This is a genomic window from Fusibacter ferrireducens, assembly GCF_015352425.1.
In the GTDB taxonomy this organism is placed as follows: Bacteria; Bacillota; Clostridia; order Peptostreptococcales; family Acidaminobacteraceae; genus Fusibacter_A; species Fusibacter_A ferrireducens.
Genome location: NZ_JADKNH010000015.1, coordinates 61619 through 81436, shown reverse-complemented (window position 1 = coordinate 81436; position 19818 = coordinate 61619). Strand labels below are relative to the sequence as shown.

The 19818-nt window shown below is 37.5% G+C and carries 19 protein-coding genes; all 19 read right to left on the bottom strand.

Going from position 1 to position 19818, the window contains the following annotated elements; all coding sequences use genetic code 11:
* Positions 1 to 145: 145 nt before the first annotated feature.
* The 19 genes from ISU02_RS20025 to uvrC all read right to left on the bottom strand — a co-directional run bounded on the left by ISU02_RS20025 (position 146) and on the right by uvrC (position 19810).
* Positions 146 to 1834, bottom strand: coding sequence for a glycosyl hydrolase family 18 protein (locus tag ISU02_RS20025; RefSeq protein ID WP_194703621.1), 1689 nt, complete (start codon positions 1832 to 1834; stop codon positions 146 to 148).
* Between the two features lie 79 nt (positions 1835 to 1913).
* Complete coding sequence (locus tag ISU02_RS20020; RefSeq protein WP_207736442.1) at positions 1914 to 2531, bottom strand: serine/threonine protein kinase; 618 nt, start codon at positions 2529 to 2531, stop codon at positions 1914 to 1916.
* Between the two features lie 7 nt (positions 2532 to 2538).
* Complete coding sequence (locus tag ISU02_RS23780) at positions 2539 to 3168, bottom strand: hypothetical protein (RefSeq protein WP_207736440.1); 630 nt, start codon at positions 3166 to 3168, stop codon at positions 2539 to 2541.
* 59 nt (positions 3169 to 3227) lie between these two features.
* Positions 3228 to 5213 carry a DUF5702 domain-containing protein gene (locus tag ISU02_RS20010; RefSeq protein ID WP_194703619.1) on the bottom strand — a complete coding sequence of 662 codons (1986 nt, stop codon included), beginning with the start codon at positions 5211 to 5213 and terminating at the stop codon, positions 3228 to 3230.
* Positions 5214 to 5223: 10 nt separating this feature from the next.
* Positions 5224 to 5586 (bottom strand): hypothetical protein, encoded by a 363-nt coding sequence (locus ISU02_RS20005; RefSeq protein WP_194703618.1) that lies wholly within the window; start codon positions 5584 to 5586, stop codon positions 5224 to 5226.
* Positions 5587 to 5825: 239 nt separating this feature from the next.
* On the bottom strand, positions 5826 to 7658 hold the full coding sequence (gene typA / locus ISU02_RS20000; protein WP_194703617.1) for a translational GTPase TypA: 1833 nt from the start codon (positions 7656 to 7658) through the stop codon (positions 5826 to 5828).
* A 193-nt stretch (positions 7659 to 7851) separates the two neighbouring features.
* Entirely contained in the window at positions 7852 to 8022 is a 171-nt protein-coding gene (locus ISU02_RS19995) for a hypothetical protein (protein WP_194703616.1), read from the bottom strand.
* Between the two features lie 33 nt (positions 8023 to 8055).
* The gene (locus ISU02_RS19990) at positions 8056 to 8604 is read right to left on the bottom strand and encodes an ATP-binding protein (protein ID WP_194703615.1); all 549 of its coding nucleotides are present in this window, start codon (positions 8602 to 8604) and stop codon (positions 8056 to 8058) included.
* Between the two features lies 1 nt (position 8605).
* Positions 8606 to 9307, bottom strand: a complete 702-nt coding sequence (locus tag ISU02_RS19985; protein WP_194703614.1) for a PHP domain-containing protein — start codon at positions 9305 to 9307, stop codon at positions 8606 to 8608.
* Positions 9307 to 9639 (bottom strand): DRTGG domain-containing protein, encoded by a 333-nt coding sequence (locus tag ISU02_RS19980; RefSeq protein ID WP_194703613.1) that lies wholly within the window; start codon positions 9637 to 9639, stop codon positions 9307 to 9309. The genes ISU02_RS19985 and ISU02_RS19980 overlap by 1 nt, the downstream gene beginning before the upstream one ends.
* 23 nt (positions 9640 to 9662) lie before the next feature.
* Positions 9663 to 10904, bottom strand: a complete 1242-nt coding sequence (locus tag ISU02_RS19975; protein WP_194703612.1) for a [Fe-Fe] hydrogenase large subunit C-terminal domain-containing protein — start codon at positions 10902 to 10904, stop codon at positions 9663 to 9665.
* A 24-nt stretch (positions 10905 to 10928) separates the two neighbouring features.
* Positions 10929 to 11375 (bottom strand): ATP-binding protein, encoded by a 447-nt coding sequence (locus ISU02_RS19970; protein WP_228727899.1) that lies wholly within the window; start codon positions 11373 to 11375, stop codon positions 10929 to 10931.
* 10 nt (positions 11376 to 11385) lie between these two features.
* On the bottom strand, positions 11386 to 11733 hold the full coding sequence (locus ISU02_RS19965) for a DRTGG domain-containing protein (protein ID WP_194703611.1): 348 nt from the start codon (positions 11731 to 11733) through the stop codon (positions 11386 to 11388).
* 178 nt (positions 11734 to 11911) lie between these two features.
* A complete protein-coding gene (locus tag ISU02_RS19960) occupies positions 11912 to 12586 on the bottom strand; it encodes a dTMP kinase (RefSeq protein ID WP_194703610.1) in 675 nt (224 codons plus the stop codon).
* Between the two features lie 312 nt (positions 12587 to 12898).
* On the bottom strand, positions 12899 to 14650 hold the full coding sequence (locus ISU02_RS19955) for an NADH-dependent [FeFe] hydrogenase, group A6 (protein ID WP_194703609.1): 1752 nt from the start codon (positions 14648 to 14650) through the stop codon (positions 12899 to 12901).
* A 49-nt stretch (positions 14651 to 14699) separates the two neighbouring features.
* Positions 14700 to 16496 (bottom strand): NADH-quinone oxidoreductase subunit NuoF, encoded by a 1797-nt coding sequence (gene nuoF / locus ISU02_RS19950; RefSeq protein ID WP_194703608.1) that lies wholly within the window; start codon positions 16494 to 16496, stop codon positions 14700 to 14702.
* A gap of 31 nt (positions 16497 to 16527) precedes the next feature.
* Entirely contained in the window at positions 16528 to 16893 is a 366-nt protein-coding gene (locus ISU02_RS19945) for a (2Fe-2S) ferredoxin domain-containing protein (protein ID WP_194703607.1), read from the bottom strand.
* A gap of 17 nt (positions 16894 to 16910) precedes the next feature.
* The gene (locus ISU02_RS19940; protein ID WP_194703606.1) at positions 16911 to 17390 is read right to left on the bottom strand and encodes an NADH-quinone oxidoreductase subunit NuoE family protein; all 480 of its coding nucleotides are present in this window, start codon (positions 17388 to 17390) and stop codon (positions 16911 to 16913) included.
* 413 nt (positions 17391 to 17803) lie between these two features.
* On the bottom strand, positions 17804 to 19810 hold the full coding sequence (gene uvrC, locus ISU02_RS19935; protein ID WP_194703605.1) for an excinuclease ABC subunit UvrC: 2007 nt from the start codon (positions 19808 to 19810) through the stop codon (positions 17804 to 17806).
* Positions 19811 to 19818: the final 8 nt, after the last annotated feature.

Here is a 19818-nt window from a genome sequence, read left to right as displayed (position 1 = left end):
TTGTGCATTTAAGTATTTTTGTATACAATTATTCTTCTTGTGATAATTATACCTAATCCAGTTGCATATTACAACAGTTTTTTAGTGATTTTTTCGGTTTTATGAAATATTTTTATAGAATTATTTCAAATTTGAAAGTTTAATTTCATCTTTCAAGGGATTGCCAGGTGAAAATGACGGGAAAAGTGCTATTTCTTTCAAAATTGTGTCTCCAAGTGGCAATGCCAGGCAAAGTGTATTGGTCACTTAAGTCAAGGCGCTTGTTCAATGCATGTTCATCTTCTACCCAAATTCGATAGCGATCTCCTCCTTCAAAGTATTCTGTATAGTACTGACCTGAATGCTCATCATAAGTAAGTTCTAGATTGCGCTCCGACATCATTTTGTCAAAACCTGCAAGTGTGATGGCTCTTGAGCCCACTTTTTTATACCGTCCATTCTTAATCGGTGTTTCCTGCCAAACTCTCATATAAAGCGGTATGCCCAAAACAAGCTTTTCTGAAGGAATTTCTTCAAGCGACATGATTATCGATTCTTCCGTCCACCCCATAGATGCCACCGAACCGCTCACTGGACTTGACCCCCAATGTTCATCATAAGCCATCAAAATCATGTAGTCTACAAATTGGCTCAACGTTTGGCGATCATATACCTTTGACCAAGTATCACTGCCCTTAGGTCTCGTTACATCCATACTGATGATTTGATTATAGGCACCGGTCACTTGCGCAAGCTCTTTTACAAAGCGGCTTAAAGCATCCTGATCTTCCAAATAGATATTCTCAAAATCTAAATTAATGCCATCTAAATCATATATTGCAGCATATAAGAGCATTTGAGCAACTGCTTTTTTTTGATAAACCTCTGAATTTAAAAGTGTCTTTGTCCATTTAGGACTAAAATTATTTTTAAACAACCCCCACAATTGGACATCCTGATCTTTTACAAATGCCGTATAGGATAAGTCTGCACTGTTGATGATAATGCCGTCAATATTTAAATTGAACCATGTGGGTGATATGACATCAATGCCGGCGTCAAGGCGAGTATTCTGTTTTTTAAAGTTATCTGTATACTGATCAATCACTTCAAACGTCAGGCTGAAGGGTTTTTTTAATGCAACGGTTTCAGGCGTTGAAAAGATTTTATTTGAGACAGGTGCCTTTTGAACTTGTGACACAGCATTTTTTTTCACATAAGTTGAATAGCCCATTTCATCCAATATGTGATAATAATTTTTATGTTCCCCTACAATCCAAATCTGTTCTTTAGACTCCGAAACATCCGATTTGAAAAGATCCGCGTTAACCTTTTGATACTTGTCCGTATTCGCTTTAATCTCTCCGACTTGCCCTTTCTGATCTTCATACAGAATCAAGTTATTTGTCTCTTGAAAATACACATGTGCAACTGGATAAAGTTTTTCAACAATGCTCATATCCAGATAGGCAATCTTGTCTTCATACAATAAGGGCACATTGATTGCATCCATATTTTCATCTATATATTGCGTCAATACGGGTTTATCAAATTGATGCCAGATGTGATCCACCTTTAAATAAATACGCTGTCCAGTACCCGATAATGTCGTTTCTGAATCAATATACTTTTCGAATGTGGATAGGCTGATGTAGACACGGTTATTTTTAACGATAAATTGATTGGGTTCCAGCCACTCATCGTTGAAGACCGTTCGATTCTTTGCTTCATCGGGATTGAGTAACGATAGTGACAGTTTTTGATATTTATCATAGTATTGCCAAAGAAAAAAACTCAAGACACATACCATTATGATCAAGATCACGTTTAAGCTTACTAGCATTTTGGACTTCATAGACCCTCTCCTCTTGGTATTTTTTATATTTTAAATGCAGGCTATACATCTATCATACCATTTGAAGATTAAGATTATATTAAAGACAGCTTTCTAAATCATGAAGAAGTTCTGAATAATTTGTATACCTTTCTGATGGATTAATTGCTTGGCACTTCATCACACAATTATAAAACGCCGGGTTAAACCAATAGCGCCTTGCTTCAAATTTTTCTAAAAAAACTTTTGAAAGCGCATAGATATCGCTGAATTCATTGTATCCCTTTGGGTTAAAGACCGCTTCAGGTGCTGCATATTCAAGTGTCCCCACGATTTCACTCTCATACACTACCTCTTTCTTCTGAACCGCTGAACCAAAGTCAATGAAATAGATTCCCTCACTTTCGTCCACAAGAATATTCTGAGGGCTGATATCTCTATGTAAAATACCTTGCTCATGAAGTTCTCTGAGCCTTTTAAGCATTTGTCTAAAAAGGTAGGGGCCATAATCATAACTTAAATCTCGTTCTTTGAAGGTTTTGCCCTCAATGAAATTGAGCTTCAAAACGAACAGGTTATCTTCTATTTGAAAATCAATGAGCTTTGGAAATGCATTGCCTTCAATGGACTTTAAAATTTCAAGCTCTCTTTTTACCTCGATTAAGGGCACCTTTTTCAACCAGTATTTTTGATTTGTCTTTGCATCAATCTCAAGCATTCTTGCCTCATTCCTTTCGTTGTAAATGACAGTTTTCACACGGCTCATAGCCACGTTCCTCTGCATTTTCAATATCTATTGGTATTTTACTCCGCCTCAAGTGCATACAGTTACCCTCATGATATTTTGCACCAGTTCTGGTGATGTAGACGGTCTTACTCTCAAATTCAACCCCATCGCCATAGGCGACTCTAATTATAGGGTAGCTCAATTTTTGAGACTTTAAAATAGTGGGAATATTAAATTTATAGCAAACTTCTAGTTCAAATACGCCCATATGATCCAGATTGGACATTATATGACTGTCAAAGGCATTTATTTTGACATAAGATGCCATGTGTTGGGCTTCGAGCTTCTCGTTAAATTGATTGAGTGCACTGACTTCTAATTTGAACTCAGCTGCTTCTCTTTTAATGCTGTCATTCATATCAAAGTAAGTCACAATATTGCCCTGTAATTCTCCAGTGACTTCCATAGCGATTTGATGCATGCGTTCATTAAGCATAATCGAGAAGACCGTACCCACCGCTAAAAAGAGTAGAAAAAGTGAAATTGTAAACGTAATCGTCGCTTCAATAGTGGTTGATCCTCTGATATTGTCGCATAATGCGCTCTTCATCTTCTTAATTTTAAGCATATTACCTCTCTTTTTTATGCCTATTCATGCGCTCTTTTAAGCGTGGTACTGCTCCAAGCTCAACGCTTAAAATGCAAATCATATGCATTTGAAAAATTTAAGGAGAACGTCGATAAATCAGAACGGAAAATATAAGGAAAGTGGCCTTCGATATTAATTTCATGACCAATCTTAAAATTTTCAAGTTTATTTTTATCCTTGCTATCCAACTGAATTTGAGCTTCCACAAGCTCCATATGACGTAATATCGTTCGATCTAAGCCCTGCATACTCATAAAAATTCTCAAATAGTCCCTATAGTAGAGTGCTCTATCCAAATGATTGACAAGATCCTCCGAAGCCTTGTCCTCTTCTTCCGTATTGGGGTTCGCCTTTCCATTTTGAATGTCCTCTAAGATATTTTCTGAGGCGATCAACGTATTGAGGTCAAACAGCCATTCTTCGTCTTTTTTAATCAAGTGTACGCCCTCACCATCTCTGAGCACGGTCCAATCATAATACCCCTCTATACCTGACCACACCGATAAGACCACTGCATAAGTTGCTGCATTCCAAGGAAATGGAATAGGCGCCACCAGTTCTGTAAGCTGAGTTCTCTTTTCACCATTTAAAACAATGCCGATCAAATTTAGCCCTGTTCTCGTCAAAATGATTTCTCTTTTGACTTCATTGAAATTTTCAACATCCGAAGAACTATGACCAATTAAGTATTCTACTTCCCCTTGAATCTTAGCGTGCTCTGAATCCTTTATATTCAGCGGATCAAAATGGCGTACGTCGTGTTCGACGATGGTTTTACTGATGCTGATGAGATACTCATTAATCATGATCTTCTCTGGCAAGCCAATGGTTTTTACAGCCTCCTTTAACTTACTATTTTGAGTATAGGCACTGTTGGCTGAATATTCGTATTCAGGGTTTAACGTCAACGCTTTCTCTTCAATGGAATAAGATGAAAATGCAAGTTGATTCATTTTATCCTTTAATTGGTTAAATTTATCGAACAAGCCTGAATCCTGTTTGCTTAGGGATTTGAGCATCGTTTGAGAGGTCTCTTTTATATTGGATTTAGCCTTCTCAAGTTCTATTTTAAAGTTTTCCTTTTCAAGTTCTTTCACATTAATTTGATTTTGAAAAGTCTGTATGGCTGCCATTGGCAATGGGTTCATCTCATAGAGTCTCGAAAGGCTCTCTTGGTATGAATTGATCTGATAATCCATATTCTTAATGCGCATTTCTGCTATTTCTAAATTTGATTTTTGCCTTAAAAGTTTAACGTAGCAGATATACAATTGATTGGTCTGGTCATTGTATTTCTGAATCAATTGATCTACTTGATCTTGATGCCACACGTTTTCGTAGTACATCTGGATATCAGCCGATTCCATTTTAACTTTCTGATCGATTCTCTGGTTATCAAAACAAGCCGAATAGAAAGCTTCTGTACCATAGTCCACATAGTTTCTATAAACGGTCAACGCCTGGTCCAGTTCTAAACTGTCTTTAAAGTCTATAAGTTCTTCCAGTGATTTGTGAACCTCTGATCTCTCAAATTTTTTAGAAAGTTCATTATAGCGCTCTATTTTATCATTTATGAAAGACTGAGCTTTCAGTACATTTTCATTTTGCTCCAAAAAGTGCATCACTTCATCTATGACACTATCCGAAATCACATAGGGCGCCGCCGATCTGACAGCACTCAAGTAATGGATGGGATCGTTAAGCGCCATGCTCGACACTTCCACTTTCATATCTGGCTCTCTTTTAGCTTGAAGATTATTGTTTTCATAATATGTGTTGATCATTTCATTTAGAGAACCATCTTCTAAATAAGCTAGCAATCCATAGCGTTTAAATAAAAATTCATTGTATCTGGAAAGTCTAACTTCACTACAAGCCACCGCCACCTTAAGCGCTTTACTTTCATCCGCCTTGACATCAATTAAGTCATAGACTAACAACATGCTGATGAGTAACAAGGGAATAATAATGACCAAAAACAATGTAACACTACCACTTTGTCGCTTTAAGAGATTTTTTTTCATGGTGAACACCTCAGTTTCCATCTACATTGATGACTCTTTTAACCCCATACTCCAACAAGAGCATCACACGGGGATTATATCGTCCATAAGTTGGTATCCTTGCAATTGTGTCTGGATATTGTGAGGAGAAGTCCACTGCATACGTCTGAGGCAGTTCAAATCGGCGCTTATTCAGTGATTTCTCAATGACCAAGTCTTCCGACGACAACACTTCACTGCCGTTAATAGAGGCGCCATAAAGCTTTTGAAATAAGAGTGTGTTTGCATGAATTTCAATCAGATCTTCATAGACAATGTAAACAAAGAAAAAGAGCAAACTCACCAACAAGATTAATATAAGCGGCAAAACGATGGCCATTTCTGTGGAAAACATAACACACCTTCTTTTACATTATTTGGAACTTCTTTTTACATATTAATCCATTTGTAATTATATGTCAATCCAATTTTGCTGAAAATCTTCCATTTCGCCCTTTGATGCAATAAAAATTCTGGGAACGGCGCAACATTTGGGACATCTTTCGATGCCCAAAATGTTGTTATAAAAAAACTCCCCATGAAATTGTCATGGGGAGTTGCTTTATAAATTTAATCTTTTCTATTTTTTACGGATTAAACAGACTCTTTTGTGACTCTGTTGCGTGCTCTAATGCGCTCTGTTTCATTTAGGTATCTTTTTCTGATTCTAAGCGCATCTGGCGTAATTTCCAAAAGTTCATCATCTTCAATGAAAGTCAGGGCTTCTTCCATGCTAAAAATTTTAGGTGGAAGCAGTTTAATGGCATCATCAGAACCTGATGCTCTTGTGTTGGTCAATTTTTTATTTTTAGTAGGGTTAACAGTCATGTCCTCTTTTCTCGAGTTAATGCCAATAACCATGCCCTCATAGACTTCTGTTCCTGCATCAATGAGCATTGTTGCTCTCTCAGATAGGTTGAAAAGAGAATAAGCCATTGCAGTGCCGCCTTGTTGAGAAATCAAAACACCATTGTTTCTCTTTGGAATTTCGCCTTTGTGAGGTTGAAATTCATAGAAAGATCTCAACAAGATCCCCTCGCCTCTAGTGACGTTGACAAATTCGCTTCTATAGCCCAAAAGACCTCTTGTGGGCACTAAATATTCTATTTTAGTATAACCGTCATCAGAAGACATCATCTCCATTTGACCTTTTCTAAGGTTGAGTTGAGAGATAATAGTTCCAGAATAGTCATCTGGTGCAATCGCAATGACTTTCTCCACAGGTTCACACAAGACGCCATCAATGGTTCTCATGAGCACTTGCGGCTTAGATACAGCCACTTCATAGCCTTCGCGTCTCATATTTTCAAGTAGAATTGAAAGATGTAGTTCTCCTCTACCGGATACTTTAAATCCGTCTTGAACGCTGTCCAGTTCATCAACGCGCAAACCGACATTGACTTCCAACTCTTTATCCAATCTATTTCTTAAATGCCTATTGGTGACATACTTGCCGCTCTTGCCACAGAAAGGTGAATCATTGATCAAAAAGTTCATGGCAAGCGTTGGCTCTTCAATCTCAATCATTGGCATTGGGTCCACATGCTCTGGATGACAAATGGTCTCACCAATAGAGATATTGTCAATACCTGAAAGCACAACCATATCGCCAGCATAAGCTTCTTTGACTTCTACTCTTGCCAAACCTTCATAAACATACAGTTTGCCAATTTTACCTCTTGAAGTCGTGCCATCTCTTCTGGAAATTGCAATAGTGTCACCTTGTTTGATGGTGCCTTGTACAATCCTGCCGATACCAAGCCTACCCACATACTCATCGTAATCAAGAGAAGAAATTTGCATTTTAAGAGGCGCATCCTTACTCTCGCTGTAGGGTTCCACATGGTCCAGAATGGTTTCAAATAATGGTGCTAAACTGTCACTCTCATCAGCCATCTCTCTTTTAGCAATCCCCTGTTTTGCAATACCATATATAATAGGGAACTCCAATTGATCGTCCGTTGCATCCAATTCAACGAATAAATCAAATGCCAAATTGACCACTTCTTCCGCACGTTGGTCTTTTTTATCTATTTTATTAATGAATAAGATCGGTTTTAAACCTCTTTCAAGTGATTTCTTAAGTACAAATCTTGTTTGGGGCATTGGTCCCTCACTTGAGTCTACTAATAAGATCACTGTATCTACCGTTTTCATAATCCGTTCTACTTCAGATGAAAAATCGGCATGACCTGGCGTATCTACTATATTTATTTTATAATCCTTATACATTATAGAACAGTTCTTAGAATAGATCGTGATGCCACGCTCTCTCTCCAAATCATTGCTGTCCATAACACAATCAGGGACGACTTCATTATTTCTAAAAACACCATTTTGTCCTAAAAATGCATCTACTAAAGTTGACTTCCCTGCATCAACATGGGCAATCACGGCAATATTGATAATGCCTTTTATACTTGACATACTTACTCTCCGTTTCATTCTTGAAGGCTCTTCCTTCATATTTACGCACATAACTTATATAGTTTATATTAAAATCACATGAAAAGATATCACTTTTTTTGAATTAACAATAATTTAACATCTTTATGGATTAAAAAAACACCAATTGACAATTTTCACTCAAAACTTGTCCACTGGCGTCAAAATAATTTGATTATTTTTCGAATTTAGATAAATCACCCAATAGGATTAAAACAAGTCCAGATCCAATGCCAAAAACCGTAAGTGCAATAACTACAGTTCCTTTAATATGCAATTGGTCAAACAGCACTGCTCCTAAAATGGAGATGATCAATATCTTGATACCCACTTTTCTAAAGTCCATTAACGGCCTCTTTCTACTTCTTCATCTCATGAACTATTTTAAAACCGTAAGCTCATTTAAGCCTTCGCTAATATAAGCCCTTAGCCATGCAATCACATCAATATTGCTGATTGGTACGCCATCGAGCAATTTTTTGATCTCTTTCGTATTCAACGTAAAGGTCTTATGATTAATTGTATGCGTATAAATGAGATCCATTTGATCACAAGCATTGATAATGGTCACGATTGTTTCAGGCATATCGCCTAACGGCACTCGATCAATGTGACTATGTTTAAATTCAGCTGTAATTTCTGTTCCAGCACCCAGTTGTGATTTAATTTCAAAATGGCCATCACAGGCTTCAGCAGAACTCTTAAAAAGAGGAATACCAAGACCTACTTTACGCGTGGTTCGCGTCGTGTAGAAAGGATCAACGACTTTAGCCACTGTTTCGGAGTCCATTCCTGTACCATCATCTTTAATTTTAATAATCAATTTATCTTGCTCTAAATCTTCGATCACTACAATTCTCAACGTCTCAGCCTCAGCTTTTATTGAATTTTGAGCGATATCCAATATATGTAGCGACAATTCTCTCATGCTATTCCTCTCCACTTAGACAATTCAATATATTAGAAATTGTTTTTTCTTTGACCTCTAATAGATGCTCTCTTTCAGAAATATGCTCTAAATAATGTGCATCTGAATTATAAATTTTTTGGTATCCCTTGACCAAAGTCTCATTCAACGGACTTTTCTCGTGGATTTCTATTGTTTTAACCTCTAAATCTTGAGGCATAAATCCCAAATTGGCAAAAATGCTGTTTGAACTCTTATTCACATGCGCTGGCACACAAACACCTTTATGTGCTCTACAGAGTTTTACGAGCTGCTCAAGACTGATTTCAACGGACATAATAAGGGCAAAAGGATATTCTCCTATGCACTGATCTTCATGATTCATAATTTGCTGTTTACCAAAATGTTCTGGCCGATTAGGCACTTTGAGCCTAAAGGACTCCAGCGCATTATCAAAATCATTTAAATCCGATATATCATTGAAATAACACAGCACATGTACTTCTTCTTTTGTCTGTACTTCCATCCCTGGAATCACGAGCAAGCCTTGTGCTTTGCCAATATCACAAATCACCTTTGCATTCTTACCGGTATTATGATCTGTAATGGCAATCACATCTAGGCCTTTTATAAGGGCCATATTGACAATATTATTTGGTGTCATATCGTCGTCACCACAAGGTGACAAGCATGAGTGAATGTGAAGATCATAATATATTTCCATTACTTTATGCCAGCTTCATACATGATCTTAAAGATTTCGAATGTTTCCAATTCTGTTGATAGTATCGTGATTTCTTGTTCATTCGCTTTCTGGATGACTTCTGCTTCCACTTTTATGCCCTCGGGAATGATCACGCATGAAAAATCCAAAAGAGAGGCCACTGCCAAAATATTATTGTGCGTTTGAACGGTAATCCAAGCGGTATCATTTTTACCTTTCGCCATAACCCAACTCAATAAATCACAAGAATAGACACTTGAAATGCTTCTTTCCAAATCACCGCCAGACAATAATTTAAAAGAACAATTATCTATTAATTCACAAACTTTCATATCACTATACCTCATCATTCATATCATTTTTTTTGCTTATACAAAACAATACAGGACTCAATGGATGCCGTGCCATTTACAATATCTTCAGCAAGCACTCTACAGCTTGGCGCACCACATGCACCACAATTGATACCAGGTAATGTCTGTGTGATTTCCTCTATTTCAGCCATCTTTTCAAGTGCTTTTCTGAAATCATTATCCAGTTTGAAAATAGGCATCGGTTCTATTTGTAAATCCCATTCAAAATTTTTAGCGGTGAGCTCAATGTCTATGTTCACAGGCTGTTCCATGCCATATGCCTTAGAGAGCTTTCTGATTCTATTCTTTCCTATAAAAGTGTTTTCAACATTTAAAGGACCGCCTACACAGCCATTCACACAGGCATAACCCTCAAAGAAATCCAACGAATTCAATTTTCCCAGTTCCATGGACTCAAGAACTTTGATCACTTCCTCAATACCATCCACTGCAATGTAGTCCTCAATCTTCATGGCATAGCTCTGACCGCCAACACGTCCCCAGCCAATCCCCTTACCTGTGGCACATTGGATGGGTACATTGCCTTCGATTTTATCAATAATCTTCATGATTTTGTAATAAATTTCTTCTGTGGAAATAGCCTCATCAATATAAGAGCGTTCCAGCCCAATGGGATTTTTTATACTGGTGACTTTGGCAGGGCACGGCGTTAGATAGAACACACCAATTTCTTCAAATTTATACCCTTCATCGATCAATCTATTTTTTACAATTCTTGCTGCAATTTCCATGGGTGATTCTAATTTTATGATGTTGTCAATTAGGGCAGGGAATCTGATTTGAATTAAACGTGTAATAACTGGGCAATAAGTAGAAATTAAGGGCTTATTAACCTGTGCTTTATCCAGTATTCTATTTTCGTAAACAGATAAGAGTTCCGCCGCATGTGCGACATCGTAAACCTCATCGAACCCCAACTGCAACAGACCATTAAAGATTGTATTCATATCATATTCAAGCGGAAATTGACCATAAAAAGATATCGCAGGTAACGCAACGGTATACTTATATTGTTTTAATGCATCTATGCTGCTAACTTGTGCACCTTTTGCATGATATGGGCATACCTTTAAACACTCACCACAATCGATGCATCTTGACTCAATTATTTTTGCTTTGCCGTCCACAACACGGATTGCCTGTGTTGGACAGCGATCAAGACAATGAGTACAGCCGGTGCAATAGTCTTTTTCGAGAATAACTGAATGCCAGTAGTTTCTCATTTATGCCTCCATCTAATTTCTTCTTTAATAATAAATCACCATTTTTATATTAGTGCCTTCACCTACTTGCGACTCAATGATAAAATCATCAGAGACTTTTTCCATGTTGGGAAGTCCCATACCTGCACCAAAACCCATTTCTCTTGCTGCAGTATCCGCAGTAGAATAGCCTTGAGTCATTGCAAGTTCTACATTTTCAATTCCAGGTCCACAATCTTCAACATATAATTCAACACAATCTGGTTTTATGAAAACCTCTATGCCTCCACCATCTGAATGGATAACTAGGTTAATTTCGGCTTCATAGGTGGCTATAGCGAGTCGTCTTAGAATGTTTGCATCAATGCCAAGTTGTCTCAGAACTTTTTTGATCTTACTAGAAGCTTCTCCTGCTCTGGAAAAATCATCTTTTTCCACACGATAGTTTAATCGCATAGCAATATTGCTTTCATTTTTCTCATATTTATTCATAGCATCACCTTTATAATTTGATGCCGCATAAACCATTTTGATATAAAATACCCGATACGCTAAATAAAGTATGTTTTGTTGTCATCAGAACAATCTGCTTTTCTTCTGCTAAACGGATGACGTCAGAACAAGGCACCTTGCCCCGTACAAACAATATCGCTTTTAAATCCAGCATTTCTGCAGTTCTAATCACTTGTTGATTAGTAAGACCTGTAATTAAAAGAGTATCTTCTTCAACATAAGCAAGCACATCGCTCATGAGGTCCGAGCCAAAAGCTGTTTGAACATCGTATTCAATCCCACATTTATGAGCAACAACATCTGCTTGAATGAGTTCCATAATATATTTTAACTGCATGATTGCCTCCTTGTTAAGGATCAATTCATTAACACTTTATCAAAAGGGTTAATTATTTAACAATTGTCAAATACATTATATCACCTTTACAAAAAGACTTCAATTTCTTTTATTCAGGTCTTTTGAACTGTTTCAAATTTGTTGCGGCACTCCCTATTTTTGTGTATTTCCAATCCATTTAAAGTTTTCCTTTGATGAGTTTGTATATCTCATCTGATATGACGTCAATGGATTTAACTTGACCCTCTGAAGTACAATTTATCGTATGCCATTTCATTTTTTGAGCCACATAAATGGCATTGTAATAGGATCTTTTTAAATACGCCGCGTCTTTTTCATGGATATCTTTCTTGATTTCACCTGTGATCTTGTTCTTGCGATCCGCCATCAGCTTTTGAGCCGCTTCTGGCGGCATGTCTAAAAATAGAATTTCATCTGGTATGGGCAGTTTATAGATGCCATATTCAAGATCTGCTAACCAATCTAGAAAAATCTCTTTCTCATCCAAATCCTCTATTTTAGAAGCCTGATGGACCATGTTGGACGTCGTATAGCGATCACATATGAGGATGCCTCCCTCCTGATAAAAAGATTTCCAATCCGTCATATAAGATGCATATCGATCTATTGCATAAAATGAAGATGCCACATAAGAATCCACATCATCCGCATTTTCACCAAAGTCACCATTCAGATACATTTTTACAAGCGCAGATGCGTCGCTTTGGTAATTTGGGAAAGATAACATTCTTACTTTATAGCCTTCTTCCAAAAGTCTTTTATACAATCTCTTTGCCTGTGTTTCTTTACCCGATGAATCACAGCCATCAACTACAAATATCTTTCCTGACATATTAGCTCCATTTCTTAAGTGATTTCCATCAGAATCTACGCTGACTATTTTATTTTAACATACTCTATTTCTTTTTTCTAAACAATCTCCATTTCTATGTATAAGAATTTTATTTTTCTGAACACAATAAGAGCAAACTCATATTATGAAATGATATAACAACATTTAAGTCATCTCTCGATGACTCAAAACGATTTTCGCTGACGCTGTTTGAGGTTGAAAATTCCTCAGCACAGCTTTTGGCTCAAATCTTGTTGATTTAAAAAAGCGCCAGCGATTTTATAATCGCCAGCGCTCAGTATACATTTGAAACTATTTTTTAATTGGATATTGCTCTCTTGCATAGTAATGCGTATGAAGTAATTCATGCGCTTTATGGCTGTTAGGCTCACCAAGATACTCATCGTATAGTTTTTTGATTTCAGGGTTTTTGTGTGATTTTCTAACTGCTTTTGAAGCATCTTCTGAGTAAAGTGCTTTCGCTCTTTCAGCTCTAAGATCAATAACGTTTCTCACGTTAGCAGGTTGAATAGGTTGTCCACCACCGTTTACACATCCACCAGGGCAAGCCATGATTTCGATGAAGTGATAATCTGCTTCTCCAGCTCTGATCTTATCCAATAAGATCCCAGCGTTAGTTGTGTTATGTGCCACGGCAATTTTAACATCTGTACCTGCAATATTGACAGTTGCTTCTTTAATGCCTTCGATACCTCTTACCGCTGTATAATCTACGTTTTCAAGGTCTTGGCCAGTTAATACGTCAGCTACTGTTCTAAGAGCTGCTTCCATAACCCCGCCAGTTGCACCAAAGATAACACCTGCACCTGAGTAATCACCCATGAACGCATCAAATGTACCTTCTTCAAGTTTATCAAACTCAATTCTAGCTTCTTTGATCATTCTAGCAAGTTCTCTTGTTGTAATTGAAATATCCACATCTTGTAATCCATTAACCGAAAGCTCTGGTCTTTCAATTTCTGATTTTTTAGATGTACAAGGCATTACAGATACAACGACGATGTCTTTAGGATCAATGCCATGCTTCTCAGCATAATAGCTCTTAGCAAGTGCACCAAACATGTTTTGTGGTGACTTACAAGAAGATAAATGCTCCAATAAATCTGGATAGTTAAATTCGATATATCTTACCCAACCTGGTGAACAAGATGTAATCATTGGCAATTTGCCGCCATTTTTAAGACGTCCAAGTAATTCTGTGCCCTCTTCCATTATAGTAACGTCAGCAGCCCAGTTTGTATCAAATATTTTAGCAAAGCCTAATTTTCTTAAGGCTGTTGCAAGTTTACCAGTAACGTTTGTGCCGATTTCGTATCCGAATTCTTCACCAAGTGCCGCTCTTACTGCTGGAGCAGATTGAACGATTACATGTTTAGATTTGTCTTCAAGTGCGCTCCATACGCGATCAATGCCCGATTTCTCAGATAAAGCACCCACTGGACATACAACCATACATTGTCCACAGTAGATACATGGCGCATCGTTCATGCTCATTTCAAACGCTGGTCCCACAGTGGTATCAAATCCTCTGTTTAAGAAGTCTAAGATGCCGATGCCTTGAACGTTTTTACATGCGCTTACGCAACGACCGCAAAGGATACATTTGCTTGAATCTCTTACGATTGAATAAGATGCATCGTCAAACTTAGGCTCTCTCTTAGCGCCTTCAAAGCGAATATCTCTGATGCCTAATTCTTCTGATACGGATTGTAATTCACAGTTCTTGCTTCTGACACAAGTTGTACATTCTCTGTTGTGGTTCGCCAATAAAAGCTCAACCGTATTTTTTCTTGCATTTCTTACTCTACCTGTATTTGTGTTTACGACCATGCCTTCTCTAACAGGCAATACACATGACGCTTGAAGTGCTCTAGCACCCTCTACTTCAACCACACATACTCTACAAGCACCAACTTCATTGATGTCCTTTAAGAAACATAATGTTGGAATATCGATACCTACAGTTCTAGCTGCTTCTAAAACAGTTAAATTGCTTGGCACTTCGTAGTTCGCGCCATTTATAATTAAAGATACGTTACTCACGATTTGTACACCTCTTTCTTATAATCTCATTAAACGTCAAAAGCCCAAATTATTGTTTAACAATTACTTTCTTAGGACATTTAGGGATACAAGCACCACATTTGATACATTTGCTTTGATCAATAACATGGACACCTTTTACTTCTCCAGTAATTGCATCAACTGGACAAACACGTTTACATGCTGTACAACCGATACATCCGTCGCCAATTACAACTTGTAATAAATCTTTACACATGCCAGCTGGACATTTTTTATCTACAACATGTGCAACATACTCATCTCTAAAATACTTCATAGTTGATAATACTGGGTTTGGAGCTGTTTGGCCTAAGCCACAAAGTGCAGAGTCTTTAATCGCGTAAGCTAACTCTTCTAAAGTATCTAAATCTTTTAAAGTACCATTACCAGATGTGATTTTATTTAAAATTTCAAGCATTCTCTTAGTACCTTCACGACATGGCACACATTTACCACATGACTCATCCACTGTAAAGTCAAGGAAGAATCTTGCGAAGTCAACCATACAGTTGTCTTCATCAACGACGATCATACCGCCTGAACCCATCATTGAGCCAAGAGATGTTAATGTGTCGAAATCGATTGGCGTATCCAAGTGATCTGCAGTGATACATCCACCTGATGGTCCACCTGTTTGAACCGCTTTAAATGCTTTACCATTAGGAATACCGCCACCGATATCATAGATAACTTCTCTAAGTGGTGTTCCCATTGGAATTTCAACAAGACCAGTGTTGTTGATCTTACCGCCAAGTGCAAATACTTTCGTACCTGGAGATCTTTCTGTTCCCATTGCAGTAAACCATTCAGCACCATTTAAGATAATTTGAGCAACCACAGCATAAGTCTCAACGTTGTTGATCAATGTTGGTTTGCCAAAGATTCCTTTTTGAGCAGGGAATGGTGGTTTTGGTCTAGGCATGCCTCTTTCGCCTTCAATTGAAGCGATTAATGCAGTTTCTTCACCACATACGAATGCGCCAGCGCCAAGTCTGATTTCAAGGTCAAAGTTGAAGCCTGTGCCAAAGATATCTTGTCCTAAAAGGCCCATCTCTTTAGCTTGAGCGATTGCAATACCTAAACGCTTAACAGCGATTGGGTACTCTGCTCTGATATATACATAACCTTTTTCAGCGCCAATTGCATATGCTGCAATTGCCATTGCTTCGATAATTGCATGTGGATCGCCTTCAAGAACAGATCTGTCCATGAATGCGCCTGGATCTCCCTCATCGGCATTACAAGCTACATACTTGATGTCCCCTTGAGATTTTTGAGTAAATTCCCATTTAAGACCTGTTGGGAATCCCCCGCCTCCACGGCCACGAAGTCCTGATTTTTTGATGACATCTACAACTTCAGTTGGAGTCATTTCAGTCAACGCTTTACCTAATGCTTTGTAGCCATCAAATGCGATGTATTCTTCGATCACTTCTGGGTTGATCACACCACAGTTTCTCAATACAACTCTTTTTTGCTTTTTATAGAAAGTAACATCATTAATTGATGTTGCTATATCTGTTACATTAGCAGATTTATCCACGAATAATAAATCTTTTACAATTCGACCTTTTAATAAATGTTCATCTACAATTCTTTCCACGTCTTTGAGTTCTACTCTTGAGTAGAAAGAACCTTCTGGATAGACGATACAAATTGGACCTGCTTCACAAAGTCCAAAACATCCCGTTCTAACAACCTTAACTTCTTTATCTAATCCTTTTGCTTGTAATTGAGTTTTGAACATTTCTTCAATTGATACTGCGCCTGAAGATGTACATCCGGTTCCCCCACATACAAGTACATGTGATCTATAAAAATCCATTTATTTACCTCCTCAAATTGATTATTGGTCCCTATTCAGCAGCTCCGATAGTGTATTCCATAACAATATTGCCATTAACAACATGTTCAGCAATAATTCTTCTTGCTTTCTCTTCTGTTAATTCAACATAAGTTACTTTTTCTTCGCCTTCTTTGTACACATCGATCATCGGCTCTAATCTACAAACACCAACACAACCCGTTTGAGTGATTTCAATATCTTTAAGGCCTCTTTTTTGAGCTTCATCCATTAATGCCGCAAGTACAGGTCTAGCGCCTGCAGAAATACCGCAAGTTGCCATACCAACAACAATTCTTGTACCTTTTCTATCTGTTCTTAAGTCTACTTTTTTAAGAGCTTCTTCTCTGATCTTTGATAATTCAGCTAAAGATTTCATTCGTATTCCTCCTAAGTCTAACCTTGATATTTCGCAATAATGCCTGGAATATCTTCAAGTACGAGTCTTCCATAAACGTCTTCATTAATTGTTAATACTGGAGCAAGTCCGCAAGCCCCAATACATCTTGTTGCTTCTAATGAAAATTTTCCATCGGCAGATGTCTTACCAACAGTTACACCTGTAAGTTCAACGACTTTATCAATTATGCTTTGTGCACCTCTAACATAGCATGCAGTTCCTAAGCATATACCGATTAAGTACTCACCTTTAGGTTCCAACGTGAATTGAGAATAGAATGTAACAACGCCATAAATTTCAGCTAAAGGTACATGTAGTTTTTCAGAAATAACTTTTTGTACTTCCATAGGAATTGCACCGAAAATGTGTTGCGCTTCATGTAAAATAGGCATCAAAGGACCTTGCATATCTTTATGCTCTTCAATTACCCTATTAAGCTTCGCAAAATTTTCTTCTGTTAAAAAGTTTTTGGCCATTAATAGTTCCTCCTTATACTTCGTACATTCGACTGAGCTCGAACATAACCCGAACTGTCCAATTCCTAGCATTTCACTAGGATTAAAGCTGTTTGTTAATTAATTAACCTATATTCGATAAGATTATAACATAGAATGATTATAATGTATACACAAAAATAAGCTTTCTCATTTTATAATTTTTTGTAATATTTGATACGCTATAATTGTTGAAATTCTAACACTATTCCCAATATTACTTCTTACATTATTTACAATTAATATGTTTTTTGTTAATGCTTGCATCTTTTTTTGCACCTTCACTGTGTATACTTTGTACAAACACTGTGCTTATTTTGAACAAATTCATAATTGTGACAAAAATAACACCCCTATAGACGGGGTGCTACACATCTTGTTTGTGACTAATTTATCTACTTTTCCGAATGCTCAGATGGGTCCATATTCTCAGTGGAACCCTTATTCTCGGTTGAATCCATATACTCCGTTGGATCTGAATTTTCAGATGAAGCCGCATTTGTCGTAACAGGTGAAGCCGTATTTGCCTTAATATGAAAATAGTCATAGATGCTCTGAGCTACGGTTCTATGAATGCCTTCTACTTTTTCAAGATCTGTCACTTGAGCCGCCTTTATATTTTCAATGGACTGAAACTGTTTTAACAGCGCAATTTTGCGTTTTTCACCGATACCTGGAATCTCATCTAGTATAGAGGACGTCATTTCCTTAGACCTCAAAGATTTGTGGTATTCAATGGCAAACCGATGGACTTCCTCTTGAATTTCATAAATGAGCTTAAAGGCATTATGCTTTTGCTTTAGGCCACAGAGTTCACCCTGAAAATATAGGTCTTCTGTTTTATGATAATCATCTTTGACCATTCCAACACAGGGAATATCAATTTTAAGCGCGTTTAATACCTCTTGCACCGCATTGACATGTCCCTTGCCTCCATCTATCAAAAGCACATCTGGAAAGTGAATGAACTTACCTTCGCCAATACCGTTTTCAAGCGCGATATTTTGTTCTTCCAACCCTCTTTTAAAGCGTCTGTAAAGCACTTCCTGCATAGAACCATAATCATTTGCGCCTTCAATGGTTTTAATCCTGTAGCGTCTGTAATCACTGCGTTTCTTCTTCCCATCCTCGAAGACAACCATACTCCCTACAGAGTATACACCAGATGTATTGGATATGTCATAGGCTTCTAATCTCCTAAGTTTAATATTATGCGGTATGCCCAACAAATCCTTGAGTTCGCTCTCGGCAGATTCTCTAAATCGAATTTCTCTATCAATTTTTTCTTGAAATTTGATGATGTATTCCTTGGCGTTCTTGCTCACCAAATCTATGAGTTTTTTCTTTTCACCCTTCTGTGGCACATAAATCTCAACTTTAGTTCCAAGTAGTTTTGTCAACCAGTCTGAGTAAAGTGCTTTCATTTCTATTTCATCCGACAGATAGATTTCTTTTGGTATCATCAATGCCCCAGAGTAATATTGCGTTATAAAAGATGTCAATATATCTGATGCGCTCATGCCTAAGGCATTGGAGATGTTGTGAGATTCTCTCCCCTCAATTTTGCCACCTCTAACTTGAAAAAGCATGACACAGGTTCGTTCTTCAAAACTGTAAAATGCAATGAAATCTTGATTCTTACCATTCGCTTGAATGGCTTTTTGCTTTTCATTGAGAGCATTTAACGCATTGATCTTATCTCGAATTTCAGCTGCTTTTTCAAAGTTTAAGGCCTCAGCCGCGTTGAGCATTTGTTGATTTAAATCTTTGATCAGCCAGTCTCTGTCACCGTTCAAAAATTGTAGTACTTGATTGACATAACTTCTGTAATCCTCTTTAGTGATTGCGTGATTACAAGCCCCTGCACACCTGCCAATATGAAAATTGAGACAGGGTCTATCTATTTTATTTGTAATTTTCTTGCTGCATTCTCTAAGCGGAAAAATACTCTGAATAACCTCGAGTGTTTTCCGCACTTGATCTGAACTCATGTAAGGTCCAAAGTGTTTACCTTTACCCGAATAATTGCGCGTCATAATTACACGTGGAAATGCCTCTTCCACCGTAACAACAATAAAGGGATACATTTTATCGTCTTTTAGAAGAATATTGAACCGTGGCAAGTATTTTTTTATCAAATTGGCTTCAAGTATCAGCGCTTCCACTTCTGTATCCGTTATAAAGTATTCAAATTCAGCGATATTGATCACCATAGTTTGAACCTTGGGCATATGAGAGCTAAAGCCTCTAAAATAGGAACTCACACGATTCTTGAGGTTTTTGGATTTGCCAACATATATGATCTCTCCTGCATGATCCTTCATAATATAAACGCCAGGATTATGCGGGAGTCTTTTGAGTTGTTCTTTTATATGATCTTTCACTACAAAATTTTCAGACATTTTTCACA